The 24,977-nt window shown below is 56.8% G+C and carries 21 protein-coding genes; 6 read left to right on the forward strand and 15 right to left on the reverse strand.

Translation table 11 applies throughout. From position 1 onward, the window contains the following. Positions 1 to 95: 95 nt before the first annotated feature. From HNQ38_RS00775 to HNQ38_RS00805, 7 genes are all read right to left on the reverse strand, one after another. On the reverse strand, positions 96 to 770 hold the full coding sequence (locus HNQ38_RS00775) for a ribonuclease HII (protein WP_246387947.1): 675 nt from the start codon (positions 768 to 770) through the stop codon (positions 96 to 98). A 159-nt stretch (positions 771 to 929) separates the two neighbouring features. Beyond that, positions 930 to 1,277, reverse strand: coding sequence for a 50S ribosomal protein L19 (gene rplS, locus HNQ38_RS00780; protein ID WP_183717307.1), 348 nt, complete (start codon positions 1,275 to 1,277; stop codon positions 930 to 932). Positions 1,278 to 1,353: 76 nt separating this feature from the next. Next, positions 1,354 to 2,661 carry a tRNA (guanosine(37)-N1)-methyltransferase TrmD gene (gene trmD / locus HNQ38_RS00785; protein WP_183717309.1) on the reverse strand — a complete coding sequence of 436 codons (1,308 nt, stop codon included), beginning with the start codon at positions 2,659 to 2,661 and terminating at the stop codon, positions 1,354 to 1,356. Positions 2,662 to 2,992: 331 nt separating this feature from the next. Then, positions 2,993 to 4,105: a 4'-phosphopantetheinyl transferase superfamily protein gene (locus HNQ38_RS00790; protein ID WP_183717311.1), complete on the reverse strand. Its 1,113-nt coding sequence runs from the start codon at positions 4,103 to 4,105 to the stop codon at positions 2,993 to 2,995. Positions 4,106 to 4,125: 20 nt separating this feature from the next. Next, the gene (locus HNQ38_RS00795) at positions 4,126 to 6,888 is read right to left on the reverse strand and encodes an ABC transporter permease (protein WP_183717313.1); all 2,763 of its coding nucleotides are present in this window, start codon (positions 6,886 to 6,888) and stop codon (positions 4,126 to 4,128) included. A 381-nt stretch (positions 6,889 to 7,269) separates the two neighbouring features. Further along, positions 7,270 to 7,518 carry a helix-turn-helix domain-containing protein gene (locus HNQ38_RS00800; protein ID WP_183717315.1) on the reverse strand — a complete coding sequence of 83 codons (249 nt, stop codon included), beginning with the start codon at positions 7,516 to 7,518 and terminating at the stop codon, positions 7,270 to 7,272. A gap of 461 nt (positions 7,519 to 7,979) precedes the next feature. Beyond that, positions 7,980 to 10,043, reverse strand: a complete 2,064-nt coding sequence (locus HNQ38_RS00805; RefSeq protein ID WP_183717317.1) for an elongation factor G — start codon at positions 10,041 to 10,043, stop codon at positions 7,980 to 7,982. 404 nt (positions 10,044 to 10,447) lie between these two features. Between HNQ38_RS00805 and HNQ38_RS00810 the strand changes: the two genes are divergently transcribed. Continuing rightward, on the forward strand, positions 10,448 to 11,143 hold the full coding sequence (locus tag HNQ38_RS00810; RefSeq protein WP_183717319.1) for a translation initiation factor IF-2: 696 nt from the start codon (positions 10,448 to 10,450) through the stop codon (positions 11,141 to 11,143). A gap of 338 nt (positions 11,144 to 11,481) precedes the next feature. On the opposite strand, the gene HNQ38_RS00815 is transcribed toward HNQ38_RS00810, so the two are convergent. Further along, the gene (locus HNQ38_RS00815) at positions 11,482 to 12,054 is read right to left on the reverse strand and encodes a GNAT family N-acetyltransferase (protein WP_221277756.1); all 573 of its coding nucleotides are present in this window, start codon (positions 12,052 to 12,054) and stop codon (positions 11,482 to 11,484) included. Positions 12,055 to 12,496: 442 nt separating this feature from the next. Beyond that, positions 12,497 to 13,426 carry a helix-turn-helix transcriptional regulator gene (locus tag HNQ38_RS00820; protein ID WP_183717323.1) on the reverse strand — a complete coding sequence of 310 codons (930 nt, stop codon included), beginning with the start codon at positions 13,424 to 13,426 and terminating at the stop codon, positions 12,497 to 12,499. A 77-nt stretch (positions 13,427 to 13,503) separates the two neighbouring features. Between HNQ38_RS00820 and HNQ38_RS00825 the strand changes: the two genes are divergently transcribed. The 5 genes from HNQ38_RS00825 to HNQ38_RS00845 are packed head-to-tail and all read left to right on the forward strand — an operon-like array spanning position 13,504 to position 19,255. Further along, complete coding sequence (locus tag HNQ38_RS00825) at positions 13,504 to 15,630, forward strand: TonB-dependent receptor (protein WP_246387919.1); 2,127 nt, start codon at positions 13,504 to 13,506, stop codon at positions 15,628 to 15,630. A gap of 2 nt (positions 15,631 to 15,632) precedes the next feature. Continuing rightward, complete coding sequence (locus HNQ38_RS00830; RefSeq protein WP_183717325.1) at positions 15,633 to 16,718, forward strand: class I SAM-dependent methyltransferase; 1,086 nt, start codon at positions 15,633 to 15,635, stop codon at positions 16,716 to 16,718. Beyond that, a complete protein-coding gene (locus HNQ38_RS00835; protein ID WP_183717327.1) occupies positions 16,715 to 17,854 on the forward strand; it encodes an ABC transporter substrate-binding protein in 1,140 nt (379 codons plus the stop codon). Before HNQ38_RS00830 ends, HNQ38_RS00835 begins: the two co-directional genes overlap by 4 nt. Next, positions 17,844 to 18,620 (forward strand): ABC transporter permease, encoded by a 777-nt coding sequence (locus tag HNQ38_RS00840; protein WP_246387920.1) that lies wholly within the window; start codon positions 17,844 to 17,846, stop codon positions 18,618 to 18,620. The genes HNQ38_RS00835 and HNQ38_RS00840 overlap by 11 nt, the downstream gene beginning before the upstream one ends. Further along, positions 18,617 to 19,255: an ABC transporter ATP-binding protein gene (locus HNQ38_RS00845; RefSeq protein ID WP_183717329.1), complete on the forward strand. Its 639-nt coding sequence runs from the start codon at positions 18,617 to 18,619 to the stop codon at positions 19,253 to 19,255. The genes HNQ38_RS00840 and HNQ38_RS00845 overlap by 4 nt, the downstream gene beginning before the upstream one ends. 98 nt (positions 19,256 to 19,353) lie before the next feature. On the opposite strand, the gene HNQ38_RS00850 is transcribed toward HNQ38_RS00845, so the two are convergent. The 6 genes from HNQ38_RS00850 to HNQ38_RS00875 all read right to left on the reverse strand — a co-directional run bounded on the left by HNQ38_RS00850 (position 19,354) and on the right by HNQ38_RS00875 (position 24,927). Further along, positions 19,354 to 20,388, reverse strand: a complete 1,035-nt coding sequence (locus HNQ38_RS00850; RefSeq protein ID WP_183717331.1) for a triphosphoribosyl-dephospho-CoA synthase — start codon at positions 20,386 to 20,388, stop codon at positions 19,354 to 19,356. 254 nt (positions 20,389 to 20,642) lie between these two features. Next, a complete protein-coding gene (gene citX / locus HNQ38_RS00855; RefSeq protein ID WP_183717332.1) occupies positions 20,643 to 21,179 on the reverse strand; it encodes a citrate lyase holo-[acyl-carrier protein] synthase in 537 nt (178 codons plus the stop codon). Between the two features lie 66 nt (positions 21,180 to 21,245). Then, positions 21,246 to 22,652, reverse strand: coding sequence for a citrate lyase subunit alpha (citF, locus tag HNQ38_RS00860; protein ID WP_183717334.1), 1,407 nt, complete (start codon positions 22,650 to 22,652; stop codon positions 21,246 to 21,248). Between the two features lie 12 nt (positions 22,653 to 22,664). After that, a complete protein-coding gene (locus HNQ38_RS00865) occupies positions 22,665 to 23,519 on the reverse strand; it encodes an HpcH/HpaI aldolase/citrate lyase family protein (RefSeq protein WP_183717336.1) in 855 nt (284 codons plus the stop codon). Next, positions 23,519 to 23,791, reverse strand: a complete 273-nt coding sequence (gene citD / locus HNQ38_RS00870) for a citrate lyase acyl carrier protein (RefSeq protein WP_183717338.1) — start codon at positions 23,789 to 23,791, stop codon at positions 23,519 to 23,521. The genes HNQ38_RS00865 and citD overlap by 1 nt, the downstream gene beginning before the upstream one ends. A 47-nt stretch (positions 23,792 to 23,838) precedes the next feature. Then, positions 23,839 to 24,927 (reverse strand): nucleotidyl transferase family protein, encoded by a 1,089-nt coding sequence (locus tag HNQ38_RS00875; RefSeq protein ID WP_183717340.1) that lies wholly within the window; start codon positions 24,925 to 24,927, stop codon positions 23,839 to 23,841. Between the last annotated feature and the right edge of the window lie 50 nt (positions 24,928 to 24,977).

Here is a 24,977-nt window from a genome sequence, read left to right on the forward strand (position 1 = left end):
GGGCTTTTTGTCTGTATTGCCGCCAGAGCCGCTCTGCTCATGGTGGTCTTTATGGATTTTTTTGTCAAAAAATCCTGAGAACAGGCGGCGCAGTTTCACAGCAAACTGCCTTGTTGCGCAGCCGTGGGTTTTTCGCCGCACACTCCCCGGAAGGTCAGCCGATGCTGCGGGCAAGGACCAAGGCGGCGTAAAGCCTCATAGTGGTCCTTGGTGCCGTATCCCTTGTGGATTGCGAATCCGTAACCGGGCCAGCGTTTGTTCAGGCTGGTCATGAGCTTGTCACGAAAAGTCTTGGCCAGAATGGACGCTGCCGAAATGGCAGGCTCAGTGGCGTCACCGTTTACGATGGCACGCTGTGGCGGCAATGCCCCGGAGGTCTTCTGCGTCCACAGGCGGGCCAGCACAGCTTCCGGCACGGTCTTGTTGCCGTCCACAAGCAGCAGGTTCGGCGCTGTGCGCAGGTGACGCACAGCGAGGCTCATTGCCTCAAAGGTGGCCTGAAGAATATTTATGCTGTCGATGCGGCGCGGCCAGATGACGCCCAAACCCCAGCCCACTGCGCAGGCCTTGATGCAGGGGGCAAGCGCATCACGCTGCTTGGCAGTGCAGGCTTTGGAGTCCGTAAGGCCAGGCAGATCATAGGCAGCGGGCAGAATGACGGCGCATGCCACCACCGGGCCAGCCAGACAGCCGCGCCCGGCTTCGTCAATTCCCGCAATTGTGCGCGAGTCCATCATGTCTGCAGCAGAAAAGAGCAGGCTGCCTTGCATGCTGGACAGGTGCGACTGCTTGGAGTGGTGGTTTTTCACGCACATTCTCCGAAATCGGGCGACAAACATACAAGAGGCGCGCCATGAGGGCGGTTGCCCGCCATCTCACAGCGCGCCGTCAAAAAGGCGCTGTATGTGTTCTGATGCCTCAGCAGGCTATCAGAAGCGGCCACGCGGCTTGATACGCGCCGCTTTGCCCTTGAGGGCGCGCAGGTAGTACAGACGGCTGCGGCGCACGCGGCCCTGAGTCACCAGCTCCACACGGTCGATGAAGGGCGAGTTGATGGGGAAGATACGTTCCACACCCACGCCGTCAGAAACCTTGCGCACCGTGAAGGTGGCATTGGTGGTGCCGCGTTTGATGCGGATGACGTTGCCCTGGAAAACCTGGATGCGCTGTTTTTCGCCTTCCACGATACGCAGATGTACTTTCACCGTGTCGCCGGAGCGAAACGCGGGCACATCCATGCGCATGTTTTCCCGTTCAATTTTTTTGATGATATCCATCGTAAACTCCTTGCAAATCCGGGCGGATTGTTGCGTCGTTGCGTAGCGGCGCCGATGCGTTCAGGCCGCCTGTTTGTCAGCAATAGTCGCCTAAAATTCTGTCTGCCAGAATAGCGGCGGCGCTGCGCACCGAAAGGTGATTATACCCCAAAAACCGCACAGGGCGAATAAGACCATCACATTGCTCCAGCACTTCGGGGGCAAGCCCCTTGGCGGTGCCGAGGCAAAGCATGACTGGTCCTTGACTGCACCAGTGCCGCACTTCCTGTGGCGTCATGAGCGGGCCTTTATGGGCCTGCCCCTTGCCTTTGCCGGGCCAGACGGCGGAACTTGCCACCAGCCTGGGCCGGATGCCGTGCCGTGCGGTCATATGCGCCACCGCCTCGTCCAGGGAAGCCGCGGGACAAACCAGACCGAGAGCCTGCGCACGGTCGGCATTGCCTGAACCGCCCGGGCCCCGCGTCCAATGGCGCAAAATTTCATCCAGCACCCGCAGTTGGTCCTGCAAGGGGGTCACTACATGGAATGAACCCATAGCATAGCTGCGGGAAATTCGGGCTATATCGTGAATGTCGAGGTTTGTCAAAGAGGAAGCGCCGGATTTTTTTGCATCCAGCTGCACAGGATAGTGCATCAGGCAGAACGAAAGGTTGCGTCCCGGCCTTTCGCGCGGGATTTCAGCCAGGGTCTGCACGTCTTCTTTTGTCAGCGGCGCTGCATTGAGCAGGTCGGGGCGCATGCGCAGGGTTGCCTGCACAGATTGCTGCCGCCGCCACTGCGCGATAAGCGCATGGTCGCCGCCTCGCAACACTTCGGGTACGGGCAGGCCTTCCAGAACTTCCGGGCGCGTATAGTGCGGATATTCCAGAAGCCCGTGTGAAAAACTTTCGTCTTCCCCCGATTCTTCTTTACCCATAAAGCCGGGCATGAGGCGCGAAACCGCTTCGATAACGGCCAGAGCCGCCGTTTCGCCGCCATTAAGCACCACATCACCCACACTTACGGGTTCAATGGAAAAAAGATCCAGCAGGCGGGCGTCGATGCCCTCATAACGGCCGCAAACGATGGTCAGGTTTTCTTCCTGCGCCAGTTCACGCGCCATATCTTGCGTTAAGGGACGCCCCCCGGGAGCCATAAGCAGGATGCGCCCAGGTTGCTCAATAGAGCGCAGGGCCGCAGCCAGAGGTTCGCCCTGCATGACCATGCCGGGACCGCCGCCGTAAGGGCGGTCGTCTACATGCCGATGTTTGCTGGTACTGAAATCACGTGGATCATGAAAGGAAAAATTTACAAGTCCAGCCTCCCGCGCACGGCCCATAAGAGCGGTGGACAGGGGCGACTGAAAAAAATCGGGAAAAAGCGAAACCAGGTGAAAACTCGGCATGGGCGGAGAGTGCCGTAAAACGTCGCGCCTTGCAAGAAGAGGTTTGCAACTAACATCAGCAGGCAGTGTGAGCTGGTTATTCAGCAGTCCCTTATTTTTTATTACCTAGCAAAGCTGGAAGTCTGCCCGCGCTGGATTCGCGTCCGGTTGGTAAAGCCGCTTTTGACCAAGGGGGTCCGCAGTGCGCGGGTTGTAAAAAATGTTCGCCTGGGCTGAATGAAGCGCGCCCGGCGCAAAAGGGCCGGGCGCGCTTCATACTATGCTGTGAACTTTTTTGGAAACCACATCCTTATCCTTGATGCAATGCCAGCTTCGATGCGCCAAAACAGGGCTAATCTGCTCCGGCTGACTCTACCAGCCCTTGAAAAATGCAACGCCAGTGCGCGCGCAACGGGCGGCCTGACACAACAAGGGCACTGCCAGGGTGTACCGGGGCCGCGACGCACAGCCAGTGCCCGGCACAGGGCACAAGCTGCCAGCCGATCTGTCTACATGGTTCAGCCGCGCCGGGGTAATTTTTTCCAGAGGAGAAAAACGTGCTGCCCTCACGGCAAAACTGCATAAGCCCGCGCCGCTGCCCGGAAAATCCGCTGTGCACCAGAGCCGGATCGCGCGACAGGCCAAGCCCGGCAGATTTGAGCAGGGCTTCCTTGATGGTCCAGCGCCGCAGCGCGTCACGATCCTGAAAATTTTTTGCAATGGGGGCGTTGAGTTCTTTGCTGGAAAATGCGCGCGGGTCAGGAGGCAGGCTGGTCAAAGATTCGGCGTCAACAGCAAGACAAGGACGAAAATCTTGCTGTACCTGACTTTCCTGCACGTTGCGGGATTGCTGGCATTGGTGAGATTTGTTTTCGCACCCCATGTAGCGAACTGCGCAAAAAGCCACCTGGCCGCTGTGGCTGAATGCCGCACGCCAGCCCGGCAAAACGGGACGCCCCAGATAGTCCATGTCCAGACCTTCAAGACTTAACCATGCCAGCTGCGGATCGTGAGATTTTTGCTTCGTTGCGTCAGTTTCGTCGGCTCCTTGCGTGTCCTGTGACATATGGGCCGCAGCCATGACCAGCCGCACCAGCAGGGCGCGCGCAAGCAAGCGGCTGCATCTGGCCTTCAGCGCCGCCTCGCCGGAACCAAAACACTGAAGATGCCCGAATTGCAAGGGGCTGAGCCAGGGTAGCATGGCAGCTTCCAGGCGGTCGCACCAGTGTTGCAAAGCCCGCCCCTGCAGCAGGGGCACGGGGGAATACACAATAACAATACCCTGTTTGGCGGCCTGTGCCGCCTGTCCCCATTTCTCATTGGAAATACTGTGGCGTCTGGACATTTCAGAATACAGATTCTCTGCGCGGCTGAAGGCGCTCACCGGGGATGATTGCCCGGAGCGCGCGTGGTCTGACATCTGATAAGAAGGAGGAGGACATTCGCCCCGACTTGTTTTGTCCATAACTTTTTATTGCCTTCTACTTATGGTTGGGCGGCGCTTGGAGCCGGGGCAGATCCTGCACCTGGCACAAGAGCTTCCAGTATGGAGGCTGGCTTGGGGGTGGGAGCCGCCTCGGAAGAGGGCGCTTGAGCCGCGCCTGCCTTGGACTGGACGTCGGTAGTACTGGCGGAACCCTTGTCGTCTGCGTTTTTGCTGTCTTGGCTCTGATCGCCAGTTTTTTGCTTCGCCTCGGAGGGCGAAGCCTCTTTGGCGGGAGAGTTGGCGGTAGTGTCTTTGCCTTGCTGTGCCTTGTCGGCGGCTTTGCCCGGGGCTTCCGGCGACGCTGGCTTGGCAGCGTTGGACTGCCCGCTTTTTTCTACGCCTTTACCGCCGCTGGTGCTGGTAACAGATGTAGCACTTTGCCAAAATTTTATCCATGAGGGGGCTTCTCCTTTCCATGCCCAGTAGCCGCCAAGACCAGCAGCTGCCAGAAGCAGCAGGGCCAGAATGCTGACGGCGATACGGCGTGTACGGGAATGACCAAGGCGGGCAGGCAGACCATAGGGATCGTCCAGCGAGCGTTGCGCGCCGGGGGGCATTTCACCCACAGCGGTGAGCGTGCCGCCCATAGTGAAGTTGATGGGCGCACCCGTGTTGACGGCCCAGCCAGAGGCGTCCAGCAACGGGCCCAGGCTGCGACGGCGCAGTTTGAACCACGCAACCACCATCGAAGGGCCGGAGATGACAATGAACACACACAACAACGCCATAGGCCACCACCAGCCCAGCGAGAACAGGGATTTGGCAATATAGGTGAATGACGCGCTGACCATGCTTATGCCCACGCTAACGGCAGCAAAAATGCCTGCACTCTTGGCAATGTCAAAAGGCTGTTTTGCGGGCGGGGCTTTGGCCGGAGCCTCTGGTTTTCCCTCGGTTACGGACCCGGCCAGCTTTGAAGACGCATCGGCAATGGCCGTATCCTTGGCGGCTACCAGCTTGTGCAGCTGCTCGCCCACGAGGTTGGCGAAACGGATATAGGGGGCCCACATGGCCTCGCGCAGAGTGATGGGATTTCGTACGATACGCAGCAGGGTGCTGTCCCAGACCTGCCCGGCGTTATCTACAAAAATACCGTGGCGGCCTTCAATAAGATCATCGGCTGTGCCTGCGGTAAGGGCCGCAGCGATGGTGGCAGTCTGCTCCTCGCCGTTGGAGCCTTTGCGGACGCACAGGCAGTAGAGCAGGCACAGGTGGCTTTGCGTGGCAAGGCGCACATGGGCGTCCACAGCATCAACGTGCACGCAGAGCGAGCAGGAACGGCTGTCCAAGTAAAGGGTGCCCGCCAGAAAAATGGCCTTGTTGCCGGGTTTGTAAAAGTCGGCAAAGGAAACAAAGTTCATGAGCAGGGTGTATAGATTGGCGTGCAGCAGAATAAGCTTTTCCAGATCGCGCATGGCGTCCATACGGGGGGCGGCCAGGTCGCGCTTAACATAAAAATCAAAAGCTTCTTCAGTGTCAGTGGAGAGCAGCGCGTCCAGATCTGCATCCGAAAGTTTGTCTACCACTTCTTCTGGGTTCAGGGGCAAAAAGGCTCTGCCAAGAGGGTCGTCAGCGGGGGCCAGCGCAAGAGGCGGCTGCCCTGACGCATTGAACGGCGTGGCGTCTTCCGGCGCTCGGGAAAAGTCTGGTTTTTGCGCCAGCAGCGTGGCATAGGGGGTAAAGCGGTTTTGAATGGCGTGCCATGTGTCTTCATCAAGGGAGCAGGCAGCGTCTTCACTGCTCTGGCCGTCCTTGGTCAGTGGCAGCACAGCCTCGAAAAGACGCCGAAAGGCGCGCATATCCTTTTCCCACGCGGGGTTGATGCCTGCTTGCAGGTCAAGAGGCTGCCCGGCGGCAATTCTGGCCAGCGGGCGGCGGCCGAGGTGCTCCATTGAAAAGAGCCCGGCCTCGGCGCTTTCTTGCAGGCCAATCTCATTTTCTTCATTGAGTGCGGGCAGGGTTTGCGGTGCAAAAGCCGCCATGCGGCAACGGGCGAAATAGTCATCAATCTTGGGGCCGAGCCGCTGCATGAGGCTCCAGGCCTCGTCAGTGTCGCGGCCCAGGGGCAGTTCTGCTTCGTGCGTTTTTTGCCGCCACTGAAGAACCTCATGCAGCACTTCACGAAACCGTGCGGCAAGAGCGGCGTCGAGACCCGGCGTGCCAGAATCGTCACGCATGCCGCCCACAACTTTGAGGCCTGTGAGAATAAAGTGGCGAACCGCCTCACCAGATGCATCCTGCGCCTCTACCGAGGTGGAAGGCACTATGCCGTCGCCATTGAAGGCGTATCCGGCTGCAGCATTGAGTGCTATCGCCGTTTGGTGGCGGTCGATCTGCGTTCTGTCGGCGGCATCGGTCTTGTCCAGCACCAGCCGGGCTGCGGCCAAAAGACTTGCTCCTTCGGGCGTGTCTTCGCGCAGCAAGGCCAAAGGAAGCTCTGCGCGGCGCTCCCTGAGCTGCGAGGGGTGGCTTACACGCTGGCAAAGCCAGGCCACGGCATCCAGAATTTCTTTGGCGCGTATGCGTTTGTCGTTATCAACATCCAGCAGGGCCAGGGTTTGAGCATCAAACTCAAGCCCGTGTATGGGGCAGCTCAGAGCCATCCAGAGCTTGGGATCAAGTTTGCCCAGATTTTGCCATTCCGCATCGGTGGACAAAAGAGCCTGATCAAGGCCGGCCATGCGGCGAAAGGTAAATGCGGGGCCGGAAGGGACTGTGGCAGCTGCTGTATCTGAGGAAGATTTGTCAGTGTGTGCGGGCATATACTATCCATTTATATAAAAGAAGGCGTGCTTCTGTAATATATTAGGCTAGCGCATTTTAGCTGTGAAAAAGTTTAAATGCTCCAGCGTTGGCGAGAGTGCAGCGCGCCACAACGTGGCGTGGATTCTGCCGGAATTGCATTTTTCGGCAGAATGACAGCTTTGAAATATGAAGTATTTCAAAGCTGTTCTGCTCTAAAGACAGCCGTAGGCCAGTTTTATAATGAGCCCGGAATACCCCATCGCGAGGTGTGGTAGATGTTATGGGTAATGGTTATCAAAGAATTGATGTCAGGTCGAGCAAATTACTCTTGCGGGCAGCCTTGTGGTGAAGAATATGCAAGTTCACTGGTGTGGCGTACGAGGGCTGTAAAGGCGGGATCAACGAGAAAAATTTTTAAGTTCTTCTTCAATGAGCATGACAAGTTCTGAACCCGTCATGCGCACCGAGCGGGCAATAAGAATAAGCGCGTTGAGCGACGCCCCACGCTCCCCAGTTTCCAACTGTGCGATATAAACGCGAGACAAGCCAGCAAAGTCAGCAAACTGTTCTTGTGACAGCCCACTTTTCATGCGTACATTACGTACAGTCTTGGCAATGGCTGTATTCAGCCCAGGTAAAATCTGCATATAGTATGTGTATAACTTTTATAACTAAATTGAGTATGCGATTGCATACAAAATCAGTAAGTCAAATTTTGTTTATTCCATATCACATTACTAAGAAATAACGTGAAGCGTTGATAGCCTTGGGCAATGATTTCATAAAACAAAATATAGAATCACAACTAAAAATGTTACGTTTTCTATAATTGTTATATGATAATAAAAAGGATGTTTTTCAGCAAGTCAAATATATAACAGACAAATTTAAAAAAAAGTAGCCGAAACCTGATGGGGTTTCGGCTACTGTAGAATTGTGGAGGATGTTTGTGGAGACTGGCTAGAGCATTTTACCTTTGAAAAGGTTTAAAAGCTCTAGCGGTGCGCAAGAGGGCAGCGCGCCGAACTCGTTGTGGATTCCGCAGAAAATCGCATTCTTCGGCAAAATCACAACCTTGAAATGTCATACATTTCAAAGTTACTCTGCTCTAGTCGCTTGCTCTTGCCGCCTGGTACTCGGCCACTACCTTTTCTGCCACAGGCTGCGGCGCTTCTTCATAATGGGCAAACTCCATAGTGAAAAAGCCCTGCCCGCCAGTCATAGAACGCAGGTCAGGCGCGTAGCGCAGCACTTCGCTCATGGGAACGTGGGCCTTGATTTCGGTGCTGCCGCCTTGCGAGTCGGAGCCAAGCACCTTGCCTCTGCGGGAAGAAAGGTCACCAATAACGTCGCCCATGCTTTCGTCCGGCACTGAAACCGTCAGTAGAACAATGGGTTCCAGCAGCACAGCCTTAAGGGTTTCCATAGCCTTTTTGAACGCCAGAGAGCCAGCAACCTTAAAGGCCATTTCAGAAGAGTCCACCGTGTGGTAGCTGCCGTCATAAACTTTCACACGAAAATCCACTACCTGGCAGCCAGCCAGAAAACCGCGCGCGGCTGCTTCCTGAACACCCTTGTCGATGGCGGGAATATACTGGCGGGGTACAACGCCGCCCACAATGGCGTCTTCAAACTGATAACCCGAACCACGCGGCAGACCTTCCATCTCGATCCAGCAGTCGCCAAACTGGCCGCGACCGCCGGATTGTTTTTTGTGGCGGCCCTGCACCTGGCATTTGCCGCGTATGGTTTCACGGTAAGGAACCTTGGGAGTTTTGAGTACAATATCTACCTTGAAGCGGCGTTTGGCCTTTTCAACGGAAAGTTCGATATGCAGCTGCCCCATGCCTGAAAGCAGGATATCGCCATTTTCTTCGTCCCGGCCAAGTTTCAGGGTGATGTCTTCGTCCAGCAGGCGTTGCATGGCTGCGTAGACCTTGTCTTCTTCGCCTTTTTCCTTGGGAGCCAGCGCGTAGGTGATGAGCTGGGGCGGCAGTTGCGGCATGGGCAGGACAAAGGGAGCCTTTTCGTCGCACAACGTGTCGCCAGTACGGGTATTTTTCAGCTTGGCCACGGCTACGATGGCGCCGGGGCCCACAGGCTCCTTGCAAGGCGTCTGGTTTTTGCCCGTCAGATAAAGCAGGTTGCCCAGGCGTTCATTCTCTTCATTACGCATGTTCTTGAGGTTCACATCGCCATTGATGGTGCCCGAAAGAACCCGCAGAAGAGACAATTGTCCGGCAAAGGGGTCGGCCAGTGTCTTGAAAACAAAGCAGGCCACCGGGCCGTCAGGATCGGGAGAACGCTTGGCCTCGCCTTCGCCCTCAAAGGCGGGGCGGTCCAGCGGAGACGGCAGCAGGGCTTCAATGGCGGCCAGCAGGGCCTGCCCGCCCTTGTTTTCAAGAGCAGAGCAGGTCAGCACGGGAATCAGTTCGCCTTTGACCACGCCTGAACGCAGGCCGTAGTGCAGGTCTTCCAGAGACAGGCTGCCTTCTTCCAGATATTTTTCCATAAGGACTTCATCGCTTTCTGCGATGTTTTCTACCGTAAGTTCACGCAGAAGACTGACATCGTCGGTCAGGCCAGCGGGAATTTCAGCTTCTACGGAATCACCGTCACCCTTGAACATGTGGGCCTTGCCGGAAAGCACATCGGCCACGCCCAGAAATTTTTCACCCTGGCGAATAGGCAGCTGCAAGGCTACAGGCTTGATGCCCAGAGCTGAAATGCTGTCAAAGGTCATCTGAAAATCGGCGCGGTCACGGTCAAGCTTGTTAATGACGATTATGGCAGGCAGCGAGGCCTGGCGCACGATACTCCAGAATTTTTTTGCCAGGGGGCGCACGCCGTCCACTGCGTCCAGCACGAAAACCACGCTGTCCACGCCTTTGAGCAGGCATTCCATATCACCGGTAAAGTTGCCGTCACCAGGAACATCCATCAGGAAATGGCGGTTCTTGTTCCACACATAGGTGGCGCATGCGGGCTGTATTGAACCGCGGCGACGGATTTCTTCAGGCTCATAGTCAAGATTTGTGGTGCCGTCTTCAACGGCGCCCATGCGTGTGACAGCTCCAGCGTTGAACAGCAACATCTCGGCCAGAGAGGTTTTGCCGCAACCGCCAGTGCCGACGAGTGCAAAGGTACGTTGCATTTCCAGTGGGGTAGGCATGGTTTTCTCCCTTAGTAAGCGATGTGGCGGGCGCGTGCGGCGCGGGCCGGGTGAACGAAACCAGGGGAAGGAACGTAAGCTCCCATAGAGAAGGACGGGCACAAAGGGCAGCCTTGAAGGCATGCTTCCGCTTGGCCGCGTCAGGCGGAATTTCCGGAACGGGCCGCCGGGCTGCGGCGGCCTGCGGGCATTTTCCGCTTGCGGAACCTTGACGGCTCTTGGGAAAAACGTGCGTTCCATATGCTATTATTTTCCACGATACATACTTGACCAAAAAAAGGGAAGAGCCGGACAAGCTTAGAGATCTGGCCGTTTATAAAATGCCTTGTGGTTGTCTTGACAGACGGCACCGCTGCTGTGAAACTTTACCTGATAAACCGGGCTCAGGCTCGGGTGGAGGATATATGCCCTGGGAATGGATCGCGGCAGGCGTAGTGCTGTTGGTAGTCATAGTGTTTTGCGTACGCCTTATGAAGAGCGGCCTTACCACGCTGGAGGACGAACGCGCCCGGTGTGACGAGCGCATTCGCACTATGGAAGAGCAGGTTCGCCAGGATCAAAAAAATATGCCTTCCAGCGAGCACCTGCACATTGCCCTGGCAGGCCTGCGCGATATGTTGCGTCTGGCAGACTATCCTTCTGGATTTTGGCTTGAAGCGGCGAAAGAAAGTAATGGTGCGGCCAGAGAAAAGACCCTGGTGCTGCACACGCCCGACGGCGATTGGCGTATAAGCCTGAGCATGCGCGAACGTCAGTTGCGTGCCGTGCACAAGGTGGCCCACGGCCAGGGCCGCTGGCATTTGTACGGCTCTGAAGTCCATGAAGAATATGCAGATCTGCCCCGGCTCATGTGTGCGCTGCACAATCATTTGCGGAGGCGCAGCGGAATTTCTTCTGGCCCGGGGTTGCATACGCCGGGAGTATTGGACTTGCCCGAGTCCTCCGGTCTGGAAGGCGGCAATACCGCAGCGAATTTGCCGCAAAGTGTGCCGCCGGAAAAAGAGCACCTTGCCCGGAGATTTTCCCGATCTCGTGCCCAAAGCGTCACTGCCCGCAAAAAAAGCCCTCCACCCCCGCCACTCAAGCTCGGTAGCCGTTAGAACTTTTTTTTGATCTGCCCGGAAGTAAGCGCGAACAGACGCCAGCCGAGGATATTCACCCGCAGTTTTAGCCCTTGTTACGCAAGGCGTTACGGCTGAAGTTGCGGTGCTCTGTATCTGTTACGGGTTTGTGCTGGTAAACGCTGAAGCAAGCGTGTCTTGCATCTTAACGTGCGTATCTAAACGGTAAGCTGCTTGGGAGCCGTTGTTAGTCATGAATTTTCATGTAGTGGCGCCAACGCTGAAGTCAAATTGCACGAAGCCCTACCTGATGCTGCCATACTATGCGTTGTCGTACGGTGTTGCTGGCAAAGAGCGCGGTTAATGCATAAACAGCATTACAGCGCGTTTGTCATGATTTTTAGCAGACTTTCCTTTGGCAGGTTGTTTATGGATACAAAAGGATTTGGAGGAGAATCGTAGGTGGCAATAGATTTTTCAAACCAGCCGACGTCGTGCCATTTACCGTTTTTGTATCCGGCATTGCTGTAGACGCCGACTGTGCGGAACCCCAATGATTTGTGCAAAGCCTCGCTTCTGGCATTGGGCAAGGTTACGCAGCCGTATACGTTTCTGATTTCCTGCAATGCAAGAATGCTCATGAGCACGCCGTACAAACGTTTGCCCAATCCTTTTGAAGTGGCATCCATATCCAGATAGACCGAAAGTTCGGCGTTCCACTGGTATGCTTCACGCTCCATATGCCTGTGGGCATAGGCATATCCGGTAATCTGGCCGTCTTCTTCACATACAAGGTAGGGGTACGAGCCGGAAATGTGCGTAATACGCTCTGAAAACTCCTGTTCAGACGGCAGCACGCATTCAAAAGTGATGGGCGTTGTCATGTACTGTGCATAAATTTTTAAAAGTTTACGACTGTCTGCGGGTGTGGCAAATCTTATGACCGTCATGATTTTCTCCATTACTGAAAATGCCGCTGTGCTGCCACATGTCCGGCAGATGAAGGCGTGCCCGCGCATGGCTGGTGTGATGCGATCAGAGCATTTTACCTTTGAAAAAAATTAAATGCTTCAACGTTACACGAGAGTGCTACGCAGGCGGCGCGAGGGCATATTATGTGGAATCACTTTTATTGTGAAGCCGCCAAAAGGAGTATGCAGACGGAACTATTCCGGGCTGCTGCGCCTGCTGCCTTTTTTGCGTGCGGCAGGTTTCATTAAGCTCATTGGGGTACGGGATTGCGGGCTTTTTCGGTGTTGTGGGCAGAGGGCGGTTCATACCCTCGCGGCTGGAGTGTACGATTTTTTCTTGCAGATAAGCTTTCTGCAATTTTTTAAGAGCCGCATCCAGATGTACTCATTACTGCCATGAGCAAATGTCAGCGGCGGTATGTTACTGCTTTCCTCCGTTCTGAAATTTCTTGGGCGTCATCCCGAATTTCTTTCTGAATTCCTCACTAAAATGGCTCAGGCTTTGATAGCCGATTTGCATGCCCACTTCCGTGACGCTCATTATGCCCGATGCCAGCAGATCCCGCGCCATTTCCAGCCGATAACTTCTAAAATACTCAAATATTGGCATGCCAAAAACCAGCTTGAAGCCGTACTTCAGTTTCTTTTCGTTTATCCCTGCCATTTTAGATAGTTGGTTAATGGATGGTGGATTTTCCATATCCTGAAGCAGAATTTCTCTTGCATCTCTGATGCGGGTCACGTCCGACGCAGCAAGTTTGGGCACGGGCAGGGGCGAAGCAGGAGAAAGATATTCTGAAAGCTGCATGCCGATGAGCTCAAGGGTGCGCGCCTCCAGTTGCATTTTGCGCAGCGGCCCGGCGTACGCAGCCCCCAGAACGTCAGCTACGATGCGCATTTTTTGCGGGCATTGCCTGCCCGTCCACTGAAAGGCCGATTTTTTGCCAGCCAGGGCGTCTGCCAGGCCCTTGGGCAGTTTTGCCTGTTCCAGCTCCAGATATTCTTCAATAAATTCGGGCGCAACCAGGATGCTCAGTCGCTGCATGCCGCCCTTGCAGTCCAGTATGCCGCTGGTTTCCGGCAAGTAGGTGATGCGGTTGCTGCCGCCTGTATGTACGCACTGGGTGCGCCTGAGCGCTCCGTCCACATAGCGGCAGCAGTTCAAGCCCGCCAGCATGAAGCCGAAAATTACGGGCGAGTGTTCAATGGCAAACTTCGACTGGCAACGCACCGCCGCAGGCACATGAGCAAATTGCAGCGCCAGCCCCGGCTTGAGCGCCAGAGGAGTGGTGCCCGTCATCCGGTACACTTCTGAAGCGGCAAAAGCCGCTGTATCTGGATTATGCTTCATAGCGCACGAAAACCTGCTCCCCGCCGGGGATAGTTTTTGACCCTTAAAGGGTTAGCCCTCTTGTTGGGTGGAGTGTATTGAAAAGTACATTCAATTTCAACAAGCAGGCAGGATTATCAACCATGCGCTACTTTACCCTGTATATTGCAGCCCTTGCGCTGTGCCTGGGTGTAACGTCGGTAACAGCGGTGCCGATAGCATCAGCCGAATCAACACCAAAAGCTTCTGATTACACGCTGGATACCGTCACCGTTACGGCCACCAAGCGGGAGCAGAAGGTCAAGGAGATTGCCACAAGCATTTCAACAGCCACGGATATTGATCTGGAAAACAGCGCAGCCCAAACGCTGAAAGACGCGACCCGTCTTTTCCCCAACGTGCACATGAAAAGCACCAGCTCGGGCAATGAAATTGTTATCCGCGGGTTTTCCACCTGGGACACGGCCCTGCAATCGCCCGCCGGGCTGTATGTGGATGAAATTCCTTATCCGCTTTCCTACATGCAGAATCTTTATCTTATGGATATGGAGCGCGCTGAAGTTCTGCGCGGCCCACAGGGAACCCTGTTCGGGCAGAACAGTGAGTCCGGTGTGGTCAACCTGGTGCGAAAGGTGCCCGGCAACGACGTTAGGGCGCATATTTTTACAGAAGGGGGCACATACAACACCTATCGGCTGGGGGCGTCCGTCTCAACGCCGATTCTTGAAGACAAAGCCTATTTTTCCGGCAGTTTTTTACGCCATCAAAGTGATGGCTATGTGGACAATCTGTACAAGGACAGCACCCGCGCTGCCAGAAATGACGCCACTTCCGGGCGCGGCATGCTGCGCCTGACCCCCACGGAAAAAGTGGACCTGCGTTTTTCAGTGGATGCCTCCCGTCAGGATGTTGGCGTGGGCACCATGCGGATGTATACTGGCCCCTACCGGTCTGACAGGTGGGAGGTGCGCTCCAACGCCGCCGACTCGTCTTCCGCAACGTTCACCTTGCCAGCGCTGGTAGCCAGCTACACGGGCGATGCGGCCAAGCTTACATCCATAACAAGCTATATGGCCTATAACTACGATATGAAAAGCGACATCGACCGAACCCCGCTTCCCACTGGGGTTTCAGACATGAAGATTGACCAGCGCAATTTTACTCAGGAACTGCGGCTGGCCTCGGTGGGCAAGTCCCGTCTTTCGTGGGTGACGGGCGCGTTCGTTGGAGCTTCAAGAACAAAAACAGACATGGACCGCCTGATGCAGCGTGCCGCGGCAACCTCGTACCTGCATACGGACTACACCAGCGACACGCAGGCGCTCTTTGGGCAGGGCACATGGTCCATTGTGGAAGGCCTGCGGCTGACCGTGGGCCTGCGTGCAGAAAACACGCGCCTTAACGGCGAACAGTCATACAATACCCTGGCCGTGCGCCGCCACTACACCAAGGATGTAACCTTTACGGAATTGTTGCCTATGGCTTCACTTTCGTGGGATGCCACAAGCAATATAACTCCGTATATTTCCTGGTCGCAGGGGTATCTGCCCGGCGGATTCAACATCTTTTCCGCCAGCAACCGGGGCAATTTTTATTATGAGCCGGAATACAGCACCAACTATGAAACAGGATTGAAAACGCATTGGCTCAACGACAAGCTGCTGGCCAATGTGTCTGCTTTTTACTCCACAATCCGCGACAAGCAGGTGCGTGAAGAAGATCCCACGGGCGGCGTGGGCACCTGGAAGTTCACCAACTCCGCACAGGCGCATTCGTCTGGGTTTGAGGCCGAGTTGAAGGCGTATCCGCTTGCGGGCCTGGAACTGCGCGGCGGCGTAGGGTATGCCCGCTCGATCATTGACGACTGGACCACAACAGTTAACGGCGTGAAGAAAGACTTCAGCGGTAAGCGTCTGCCCTGGGCACCTGACCTGACCTACAACATAGGTGTTGGCTATACGCACGAAACGGGTCTGTTTGCGCAGGTGGATCTGTTTGGCGCAGGCAAGCAGTATTTTGACGCTGAAAACAACCTCAGCGATCCCGGCTATCAGACCATTAACGCGCAGGTGGGCTACCACGGCGACAACTGGGATGTCTCGCTGTGGGGCAAAAATATTATGGATGCCCGCTATGCCACCAAAAAGCTGGCCAGCAGCGGCCAGACCATTGTGGAAGACGGCGCGCCTATGACCTTTGGCGTCACTGTAGGCTGGAGATTCTAGTCATGACCACCCACCAAGAAAACTTTTTGGGCGAACTGCCTTTCGGCTCTTTGTCTGACTGGCTGGTAGCCCCGGTGCGCATGGCTCTGCTCAACCTGACTCTGCAACTGGAACTGCCTGACATATTGGCAAATGCTCACAGCCTGCCCGGCATTGCCGCTTGTCTGGAAAAAAACTGCGGCCGCCCGGCAGACGAATCCCGCTTGGCAAGTCTTATGGACGGCATGGCCGCTGCTGGTCTGGCCTGCAAAAAAGACGGCACATACAGCAACAGCCATTTTGCCCAAGAATATTTGCGCAAGGGATCACCTGTTTTTCTGGGTGATCTGGTCGCTTCGCTGACGGGCATGCAGCACCGCAATTTGGCTTGCCTGCGCGAACGGCTTTTTGCCGGGGAATCTGATGCAGCGGCAGGCGAGGTAAAACCGGAAACCAAGCTGCGCGACGAGGGCCACTGGAAACGCTCACTGGCTGGTCTTGCCGCCTATCAAAAAGCAGGTGCGGCGGATGCTCTGGCCCGGCTGGTTACTGAGCTGCCCGGCGCGGAACAGTTTTCGTCCATGCTGGATCTGGGCTGCGGGCCGGGGATCACGGCCTTGCGGGCAGCGGCGCTTTTGCCAAAACTGCATGTAACTCTTTGCGATTTTTCTGTGGTGCTGGACACGGCCAGAGCCGAGGCTGAAGCCAGTGGTATGGCCGGGCGCATAGGGCTACGCCACGGTGATTTCAATACGGTTGAGCTGGGGCACGGTTACGATCTCGTATGGGCCTGCCAAAGCTTGTACTACGCTACGGATCTGCACGCGTTTTTAACGCGGGTGTGCGCTGCGCTGCGCCCCGGCGGGCTGTTTGTAAGCGTGCATGAGGGCGTGCGCGAGGGGGTATCTCCGGCGGTGTTGGTTCTTTCGCGCCTTTCGTTAGCTATGGAAGGGCAGGATGTGTCTTTAAGGCACGGGCAAATGGCTACAGCCGCAGCCTCGGCAGGGCTGGAACGCATCCGTGTGCAGTCCATTCCCATGCTGTTTGGCGAAGCGGATATGGAAGTGTTTCAAAAGCCCTATGCGGTCAGCAAGGACGGTGGCGCATGAAGACACTGACGTTGCTGGCGGCGTGCGCAATTTTTGTGGCCGGGTGGGCCATTCTGGCTTTGGCATATGCAACAGTTCCGGCGGGGCAGACAAACCCGGCAAACCCAACAAAACTGGCAGTCCCGGCAAATCAGGCAGTCTCGGCAAAACTGGTAGGCCCGGCAAATCAGGCAGGTTCGGCATATGTGGCAGATCTGTCAGAAAAAACAGGGCCGCGTCTGAAAGGGCATTTGCGGCTGGCTGCGCCGCTGGTGCCGCAGGCATTGCCCCTGCTGCGCGCCGGAGAAAGCGCGTTGTTCCAACAGGCCGGGGTCGATACGTCTTTCAGCCTGTGGCGCTCGCCCGAGCAACTGCGCGCCCTTGTGGCCAACGGGCAAGTGGACGCAGTGGTGGCGGCTTTGCCCACAGCGGCGGTTCTTGCGCGGCGCGGCGTGTCCTGCGTGGTCTTGGCGGCCTATGCCGCGCCTCTGTGGCTGGTGGGGCCGTCTGATCTTGTCCGCCAGGGCGAGCACCCCCTGGATACATTCCGGCGGCTGCTCGACAGGGAAATTCTGTTGCCGTTCGGCCCAGGTAATATGCCTGAACTGGCCTTGCGCGTGCTGGCAGCGCAGGGCGGCCAAGATTGCCCTCTGCGTCATTGCGGCAGCGCTCTGGAAGCCGTCAACCTGCTGCGCCTTGGACGCGGCGGTGCGGCACTGTTGCCGGAGCCTTCTGTTTCATTGGCCACAACGGAAGGCGGCATTGTCCGGCTGCTGGACTTGCGTGAAGTGTGGGCCGCAACCTTTCCTGACCATACAGATATGCCCACGGCGTGCTTTATGGCCGTAGGCCCAACGGCGCATGATCCGGCCTTGCGCACGCTGCTGCGGCAAGGCTTTGTCGAAGGTATGCGCGATATGGAAAAAAATCCGCAAGCCAGCCTTGTTGCGGCCAAGAAATACAGCCCCGAATTGAGCGCCGTACTTGAGCGCACTTCGAATGACGGGCAGCTATTTCTGTCCTCATCAGTTTTAGCGGGCGAAAGGGGAAGAAAGGCCGCGCTCTTCATGCTGCAACGGCTGATGGGGCTTAACCCGGCTTCTGTGGGCGGCAACCTGCCTGCAAATGATTTTTGGGATATGGGTCATGAAGAATAACCTGCTGGGCATGAATTTGCGTAGCAATCTGCTGTGGCGCCTGCTGGGAATAGTGTTTTTTCTTGGCGCATGGCAGTGGGTTGCGGCGCGTGGCGGCGGGCTGGCATTGGCTTCGCCTCTGGAAACCTGGTCTGCGCTTGCCGATCTGGCTGCACAGCCGTGGTTTTGGACGCAAGGCATGCTGCCAACCCTAGGCCGTGTGCTAACAGGGTTCGCAGTGGGATTTTTGGCTGGAGGGCTGCTGGGCTGGGCAGCCGGAATTTTTCCAGAGGCCGGGCTTATGCTGTTGCCCTTTCGCTGGGTGCTTTCAAGCGTGCCGGGTGTGGTGCTGGTTATTCTGGCCATGCTGTGGTGCGGCGTGGGGTCGGGCATGATTATCCTGATTGTGGCGCTCACCTGTGCGCCCACCATCTATATGGCGCTTCAGGAAGGGCTGCGCGCTGTTGACCCGGCCCTTTGCGAAATGGCGCGCGCCTACAGGGTCACTTTGCGTAAACGGTTTACAGAACTCTACTTGCCAGCAGTGGCAGCGCCTCTGGTGTCTGCCTGCGTTGTGGCATTGGGCGGTGGCATGCGCGTGGCGATTCTGGGGGAAACCTTGGGCGCTTCGCAGGGGTTGGGTTATACGCTGGCTCTGGCGCGGGCTGATCTGAACACGCCAATGCTATACGCCGTGGCCCTGGTGAGCATGCTGCTGGTCAGCGCCATTGAAGCCACGTTTCTGCGCTGCCTGCGCAACAAGCTGTGCTGCGGAGGCAGACCATGACACCATTGCTCACACTTGGTAACGTAGGGCACCGCTTCGGCGCACATGTAGTGCTGCGCGGCGTTAATTTTACGCTTGAGGCTGGCAAATGCGTGGTGCTCACCGGGCCAAGTGGAACAGGAAAGTCTACGCTGACGCGTATTATGACGGGGCTGTTGCACCCGCAGGAAGGCACAGTGAAACTCAATGCCCGCCGCGTGGGATTTGTTTTTCAGGAGCCTCGCCTTTTGCCGTGGCGCACGGCCCTGCAAAATGTTCTGTTGCCCTGCGATGGGCGTAATCCGAAAATGAAAGAATACGCCCTTGAGATGCTGGAGGCCGTTGGTCTGGCAAATGCCGCGGCTCTACTGCCCGAGGAATTGTCCGGCGGTATGCGGCAACGGGTTTCTCTGGCGCGCGCTCTGGCGGTTCGTCCCGATTTTCTCGTTCTTGACGAACCGTTTACAGGATTGGATGGCGCTTTGCGTGAAGAAATGAAAACGCTGATAGAGCGTTTGGTGTGCGCCGGGCAGAGCGGGGCGGGCATGGCAGTGGTTCAGGTGGCGCACCATCAGCATGACATTTTGCGGCATACCAGCGCGCAATTTCGGCTGGAACACGGCGCATTGACCGCCGGGCAAGGCAGCCTGCTATGAGAGCCGATTTTGTCAAAAGTGTGCCCGAGGGCATGCACTGTCCGGTATGCGGGATGACCTGCAACGCGCATGGCTGATAGCTTGGGGTTTGCAGGCTTTTAGCAGTTGCCATGCCGCCGTAACAAATGCAGAAAAATTCCGGTGGCAAGCATGTCGGCGCAGCCGCCGGGGCTGAGTTTGCGGCGCACAAAGGCCGCGCCCATGCGGTTGAGCATATGGCGGCCATCAGCGGTATCCTGCCCGCCAGCAGCCAGGGTTGCGGCAGCGTAGGCTCTGGCCAGAGCAAATCCCCTGCCGCCCCCACGCCAGAGCAGGCTGCTGTCTTCAACATGGGCCAGCAGTTCCAGCAGGGTATGGACCGTGGCCCTGTTCATATTTACGCCAGCGCCATGCCGCTCCAGGCGTTCACAGGCAAGGGCCACGCCGGGAAATCCCTGTTCTGCCTCGCCACGCACGCCGTGCATGCCATACATGATATAGATGACCTCGCCGGGGGTCAGGTTGCGCTGTAAACCATTCTCCAGCAGGGGGCGCATGGCCTTGGGCCGTGCATGCCTTGCTTTTTCAGGGCAAAAGCCGGGTATGGCCTGCTTTGCCGCCAGCGGGCCGCAGGGCAGGGCAGCCATGTCTGTTCCGGTGATGCCCTGCACAAACGAGGCTGCCGTGTGGCAGAGTTTTTGAACGCTTGTGGCGCTGCCAAGTCTTCCCAAGGCCGCACAGAACAGGCCGAGAGAAAAAATCAGCCCCTTGTGGGTGTTCACGCCCTTGGTGGCTGCGAACATATCCTGCTCGGCCTTGAGGCCCAGCGCCCGAAGGCGGGGGAATACAGTAGGCGGTTCCAGTGCAGTTGTGGCAGTGCCCAGCGCATGCGCTTGGGTAAAATACCCTTGCAGGGCAAGAGCGCTGCGCACAAAGGTAGTGTAATCCATGTCCGCATGTGAACCTTGGCTATTGCGGCAAACCAGCCCCGGCTTGGGTCCGGCGGCTGCTTCAAGAATGGCTGCCCGCGTTGCCAGTTCGCCGACTCGGGCCGATGACATTCGCGGCGTATGCTGCCGCGTGGGGGCGTATGTATGAAAATGCTTCAGTTCCAGCAGCGAGGGCACAGGGGCCAGCACTGCGAGGGCTTGCATTGTGGAATTTGGCACTACAGAAACTGGCACTGGCGAGTCTGGCCTTATTGAAGCTGACGCTGGGGAAAATGGCATTGGTGAGGCCAACATTGCCGGAGCCAGTAGTGCTGAAGACGGATGAAGGCAACAATGTTCAGACATACGAAATTCCTTGTAAGGCTGATAATCTTCGCCATAGCGCCAGACGTGCACGTGTGGCGTGTGACGCGAGCGCAAACTGTCGGTTTGCCCCAAGAAGCTGCGTGCTGAACACATCAGCAATCGCCATCACAGCGGGCATGCTCCAGCAGCTCGCGCACATACTCCACAATCTGTTCCGGGCTGTGCTTGCCCTGCCTGCGGCAAAGACTTGCCGGGGTTTCGCACAAAAAGCAGCGCCGCGCCTCATGCCCGATGTCTGCCCTGTTCACAGGTTGGCCCTGCGCATCCAGAACGTCTGCATCAGCCAGTCTGCCCAAGGGATGCTCTTCTTCCACAGCCACGCAAAGGGCCTTGAGTGCCAGCGGGTCAAGATTTACAGCGGCTACCCAGCAGGGGCCGTCGACTCCCGCGCGTTCTTCTTCAGCCAGTATGCAGCCAGTATGGCCGCAGCTCTGCTCAATCCTGTGGCGCAGGCTCTGTTGCAGGCTGGCGAAGGCCTCTGCCGACCCTGCCGGATTTTTATCTGCGCCGGGGATGTTGAGCGTGAGTGAAAGCACAGCCTGCCCGTGCTCTGAGGCAAATTCACGGCGCATGTTCCAGCGTGCTTCCCTTTCAGCAAGGATGGCGGCAAGAATGGCAGTCTGGCTCATGAAAACTCCGTTTCCGGCGCGGCGTGTTATGGCTTCCGCCGCGCCGGAATGCGAGGCTTACGCCTGCTATTTTGTGGCGTAGATATGGTCCACAATGGTTCCGTCGCGGTATTCCATCGTACCCACAACCTTGTCGCCACGCTCATAGGGGCGGGGCTTGCCAGTCATGCGCACGGCCTGGTCGTGCAGATCTTCGATGCCGCATACGGGCAGGCGCGCGTCACGCAGTTTGTCTGCCAGTTCCTTACGCGCCGGATTTACGGCAATGCCGCGCTCCGTCACCAGAACATCCACAGTGGAGCCTACGGTGGTCAGTGTTGTGCATTTTTCTACTACAATGGGCAGACGGGCGCGCACAAGAGGTGCGACAATAATGGTCAGCTTGGCTCCCGCTGCGGCGTCATTATGGCCGCCTGAACCGCCGATGATGTTTCCGTTGGAATCCGTGGTGACGTTGACGTTGAAATCAAGGTCAATTTCAGTGCCGCCCAGCAAAACTGCGTCAAGAAAATCCACGCAGTTGCTCTTTCTGTTGGGATTGGCGTAGGTGTCGGCAGATATTTCAACGTGGCGCGGGTTCTGGGCAATGGATTTAACGCTGCTCAGGTCAAAGCACTGTACGTCGAATACGTTGTCGAACAAGCCTTCCTCGAGCATTTCAACCATATACTTGGTGATGCCGCCCAGCAGAAAACCGCCGTGTATGTTCATGGCCCGCATGTCTTCACGCAGAAAGAGTGATGCCGCCAGCGAAGCCCCGCCAGCGCCCGTTTGATAGCAAAACCCGTCTTGCAGCAGGCCGGAAGCCCTGATGACGGACTGGGCGTTGCGGGCAATGGCCAGGGCCACTGGGTCACGCGTAAGGCTGATGGACCCGGAGACAATACCAGCGGGATCGCCGATTTTATCCACAACCACCACATGGTCCACCACATCGTGGGGGATGCTTATGCGGCTGAGGCCGCCTTCAACCACATGATCGGTCACGGCGATGACTTTTGCGGCATGCTGCGTGTCGGGGATGATATAGCCCAGCGAGCCGCAGGCAGACGGCCCTTCGGTGCCCGTGATATTGCCCATTGCATCCACAGCGGGTGCTGCAACAACGGCAATGTCTATCTTGAGCGAACCCTCGCCGATGGCGCGGGGACGCCCGCCGTGCGAGCGGAACATGACGGGTGTGGGCAAAATGCCGCCCGTGATGGCCTTGGCCAGGGGGCCGCTCATATAATCCGTATCAAGCCCGGTGATGACGCCGCTTTTGATATGCCCGATCAGGTGCTCATGCACGGGAAAAAGCGATGAGCAGGCTACGGTGATGCCCTTGACGCCAAGAGCGGCCACAGCGTCCATAGTCATGTTGACCACATGGTCGCCATTGCGCAGGTGGTGGTGGAAGGACAGGGTCATGCCGTCCTTGAGGCCGCATTCACGCAGCGTGTCGGCAATGGTAGATATATATTTGCGTTTCATTACAGTGCCCCCTTATGCATCAGCCAGAAGCAGGATGCGTTCTGCCCGTTTGATAATGGGCAGGTCAATCATCATTCCGTCCAGTGAAACGGCTCCCTTGCCTTCTTCGCTGGCCTTGCGGGCCGCCGCCATAACGCGCTGCGCCCAGTTGACCTTTTCCGGCGCGGGCATGAAGGCCTGATTGACCCTGTGTACGTGGTGGGGCGAAATGACAGCCTTGCCGTCAAAGCCCAGCTGCACGGCAAAGGCGGCATCTTTTTCAAGCCTTTCAAGGTCGGCCACAAAGGGAAAGGGCGTATCAATGGCCAGAACGCCCGCAGCCTTGCAGGCAGTGAGCAGGCGCGAACGCGCGTAGGCGATTTCTGCCCCATCAGCTGTGCGTTGGGCGCCCATTGAAGCGGTAAAGTCCTCAGCGCCAAGAAGAATACCGTGCAGAATTTTGCTGGCAGAGGCTATGGCATGGGCATTTTCCAGCCCCAGAGGCGTTTCGATAATGGCAAGCGCCTTGACGGTGGCGGTGCTGCCGCATTTTTGCCGCGCGCTTTCTATGCCCGTAGTCACTTGCAGCATCTGATCCGCACTTTCAATTTTCGGCACCATGACAAAATCCGTACCGGCAGCGACAACGGCTTCCATATCAGCCTGCCAGTAAGGCGTATCCAGGCCGTTAATGCGTACGGTCACCCCTACGCCTTGCGGGCGCAGTTCTGTCAGGGCGTGGCTCACCAGAATGCGTGCAGCGTCTTTTTCTGTTTGCGCCACGGCGTCTTCGAGGTCAAAAATGACAACATCCGCTCCCAGGCATTGCGCGCTGGCAAGCATACCGGGGTTGTTGCCCGGCATGAAAAGAAAGGTTCTGTTGCGCATTACATTTTCTCCTTGAAGCGGGCGATGGCTGTTTCCATACGGGCCTTGATGGTGCATTCCAGCGCGCCTTTGTCCTGCACGGCCACTTCCACGCCCGTGAGGCCGGATTGCGCCATGCACTGTTCAACAAGCGCGCGTATGGCTTCACCAAACTGGTTCATGACGATGCTGGACAGGCTGATGGACGTGTCTGCTCCGCCAACAGCTGTAATGGTGATAAAAATGTCGTTTGATTCCAGTGTGCCTGCCACGGCACTGCATTGTTTATCCATTGCGATCTCCTGTGGCGGTAAATCCGCCATTTGGGAACTATAAAATATCAATGCCGCCCAACGTGATCCCTGAGTTTTTGCCGTATTGCTGCGGCTTCGCTTGAATGCAGAAAATCCCGGGTCACCGGCGGCAGCATTTTTGCGAGATCCTGCCAGGACTCTTCGGAAACATCGGTCTTGAAATACGCCCGCACTTTTGAAGCGCTGATACTTTGGCCGGATGCTTCCAGACGTGGAATTTCCTGCAACGTGATGCCGTGTTTTTCAAATACTGAGGTCATTGCGGCATTGTAGGCGGCGGTAACGGGATCAAAAGGTTCGGTTCCCGCGAATCTCAGGCTTATGCCCAAATCCTTGGCTATGCGTGTGGCGAAGATGGTGGAGTCCAGCGTGGCGTGAACTGATCCCACCTTTGCATCTGCCGTGAAATAGGCTGGAAAGCTGGCGCGCGAAACCATGTACGGGCCAGCGGGCAACACAAGAATATTGTCCACATCAGCAAGACCTTTGCGGACAAGATTGAAGCGCACGGCAAAGGGAAAGACCGAAACGTCTTCTTCAACCACAAAGACAAGCAGTTTCTCACAGGCCAAGGCTGCCGTGCGCGCCAGATATTCGTGCCCCCGCGTGAAGGGGTTGGCGTTCATGACAATGGCCCCCAGCCTTCCGGTAGAAGAAGGGGCCGTGGTGGTAGACGCCTCAGTGTCAGACATTTTCCAGCTGTGATCTTTTATGGCTGTTCGCGTGGCACTGAGCCAGTCGGCATAGTTGGGCCGTCCTTGTTCCAGCAAAGCGGCGTCTTCTGTCGTTGCCAAAAGATCAAAGCCGGAATCCCTGAATTTCGGAGCTTCCGATGCCTTGGTGAAGATGAAGAAATGGCTCACGCCTTCTTGCCTGCCGTGCAGCACAAGGCGGCTCAGAATGGAGGTGGCCAATCCGCCTTCGCGGGCGTGTTCCGCAACGCAGAAGCCGCAAAGAACGTTGTACGCCAAAAAGCCACAGGCGGCCAGACGGCCATCTTCATAAAAGCCGAGGCCGTAGGTGCGTCCTGCGGGCAGACTCAGCCCCGCCTTTGCAAGCAGGCCTTCAGCCTGGGCGAGGTCATAATCTGTAATAATTTCAAAGTAGCCCTGCATATGCTTTCCTGCTTTTTCCCGCCGCCCCGTTTACGAGTTTTATTCGAGGC

Origin of the sequence: Desulfovibrio intestinalis (genome assembly GCF_014202345.1) — a bacterium.
Lineage (GTDB): Bacteria > Desulfobacterota > Desulfovibrionia > Desulfovibrionales > Desulfovibrionaceae > Desulfovibrio > Desulfovibrio intestinalis.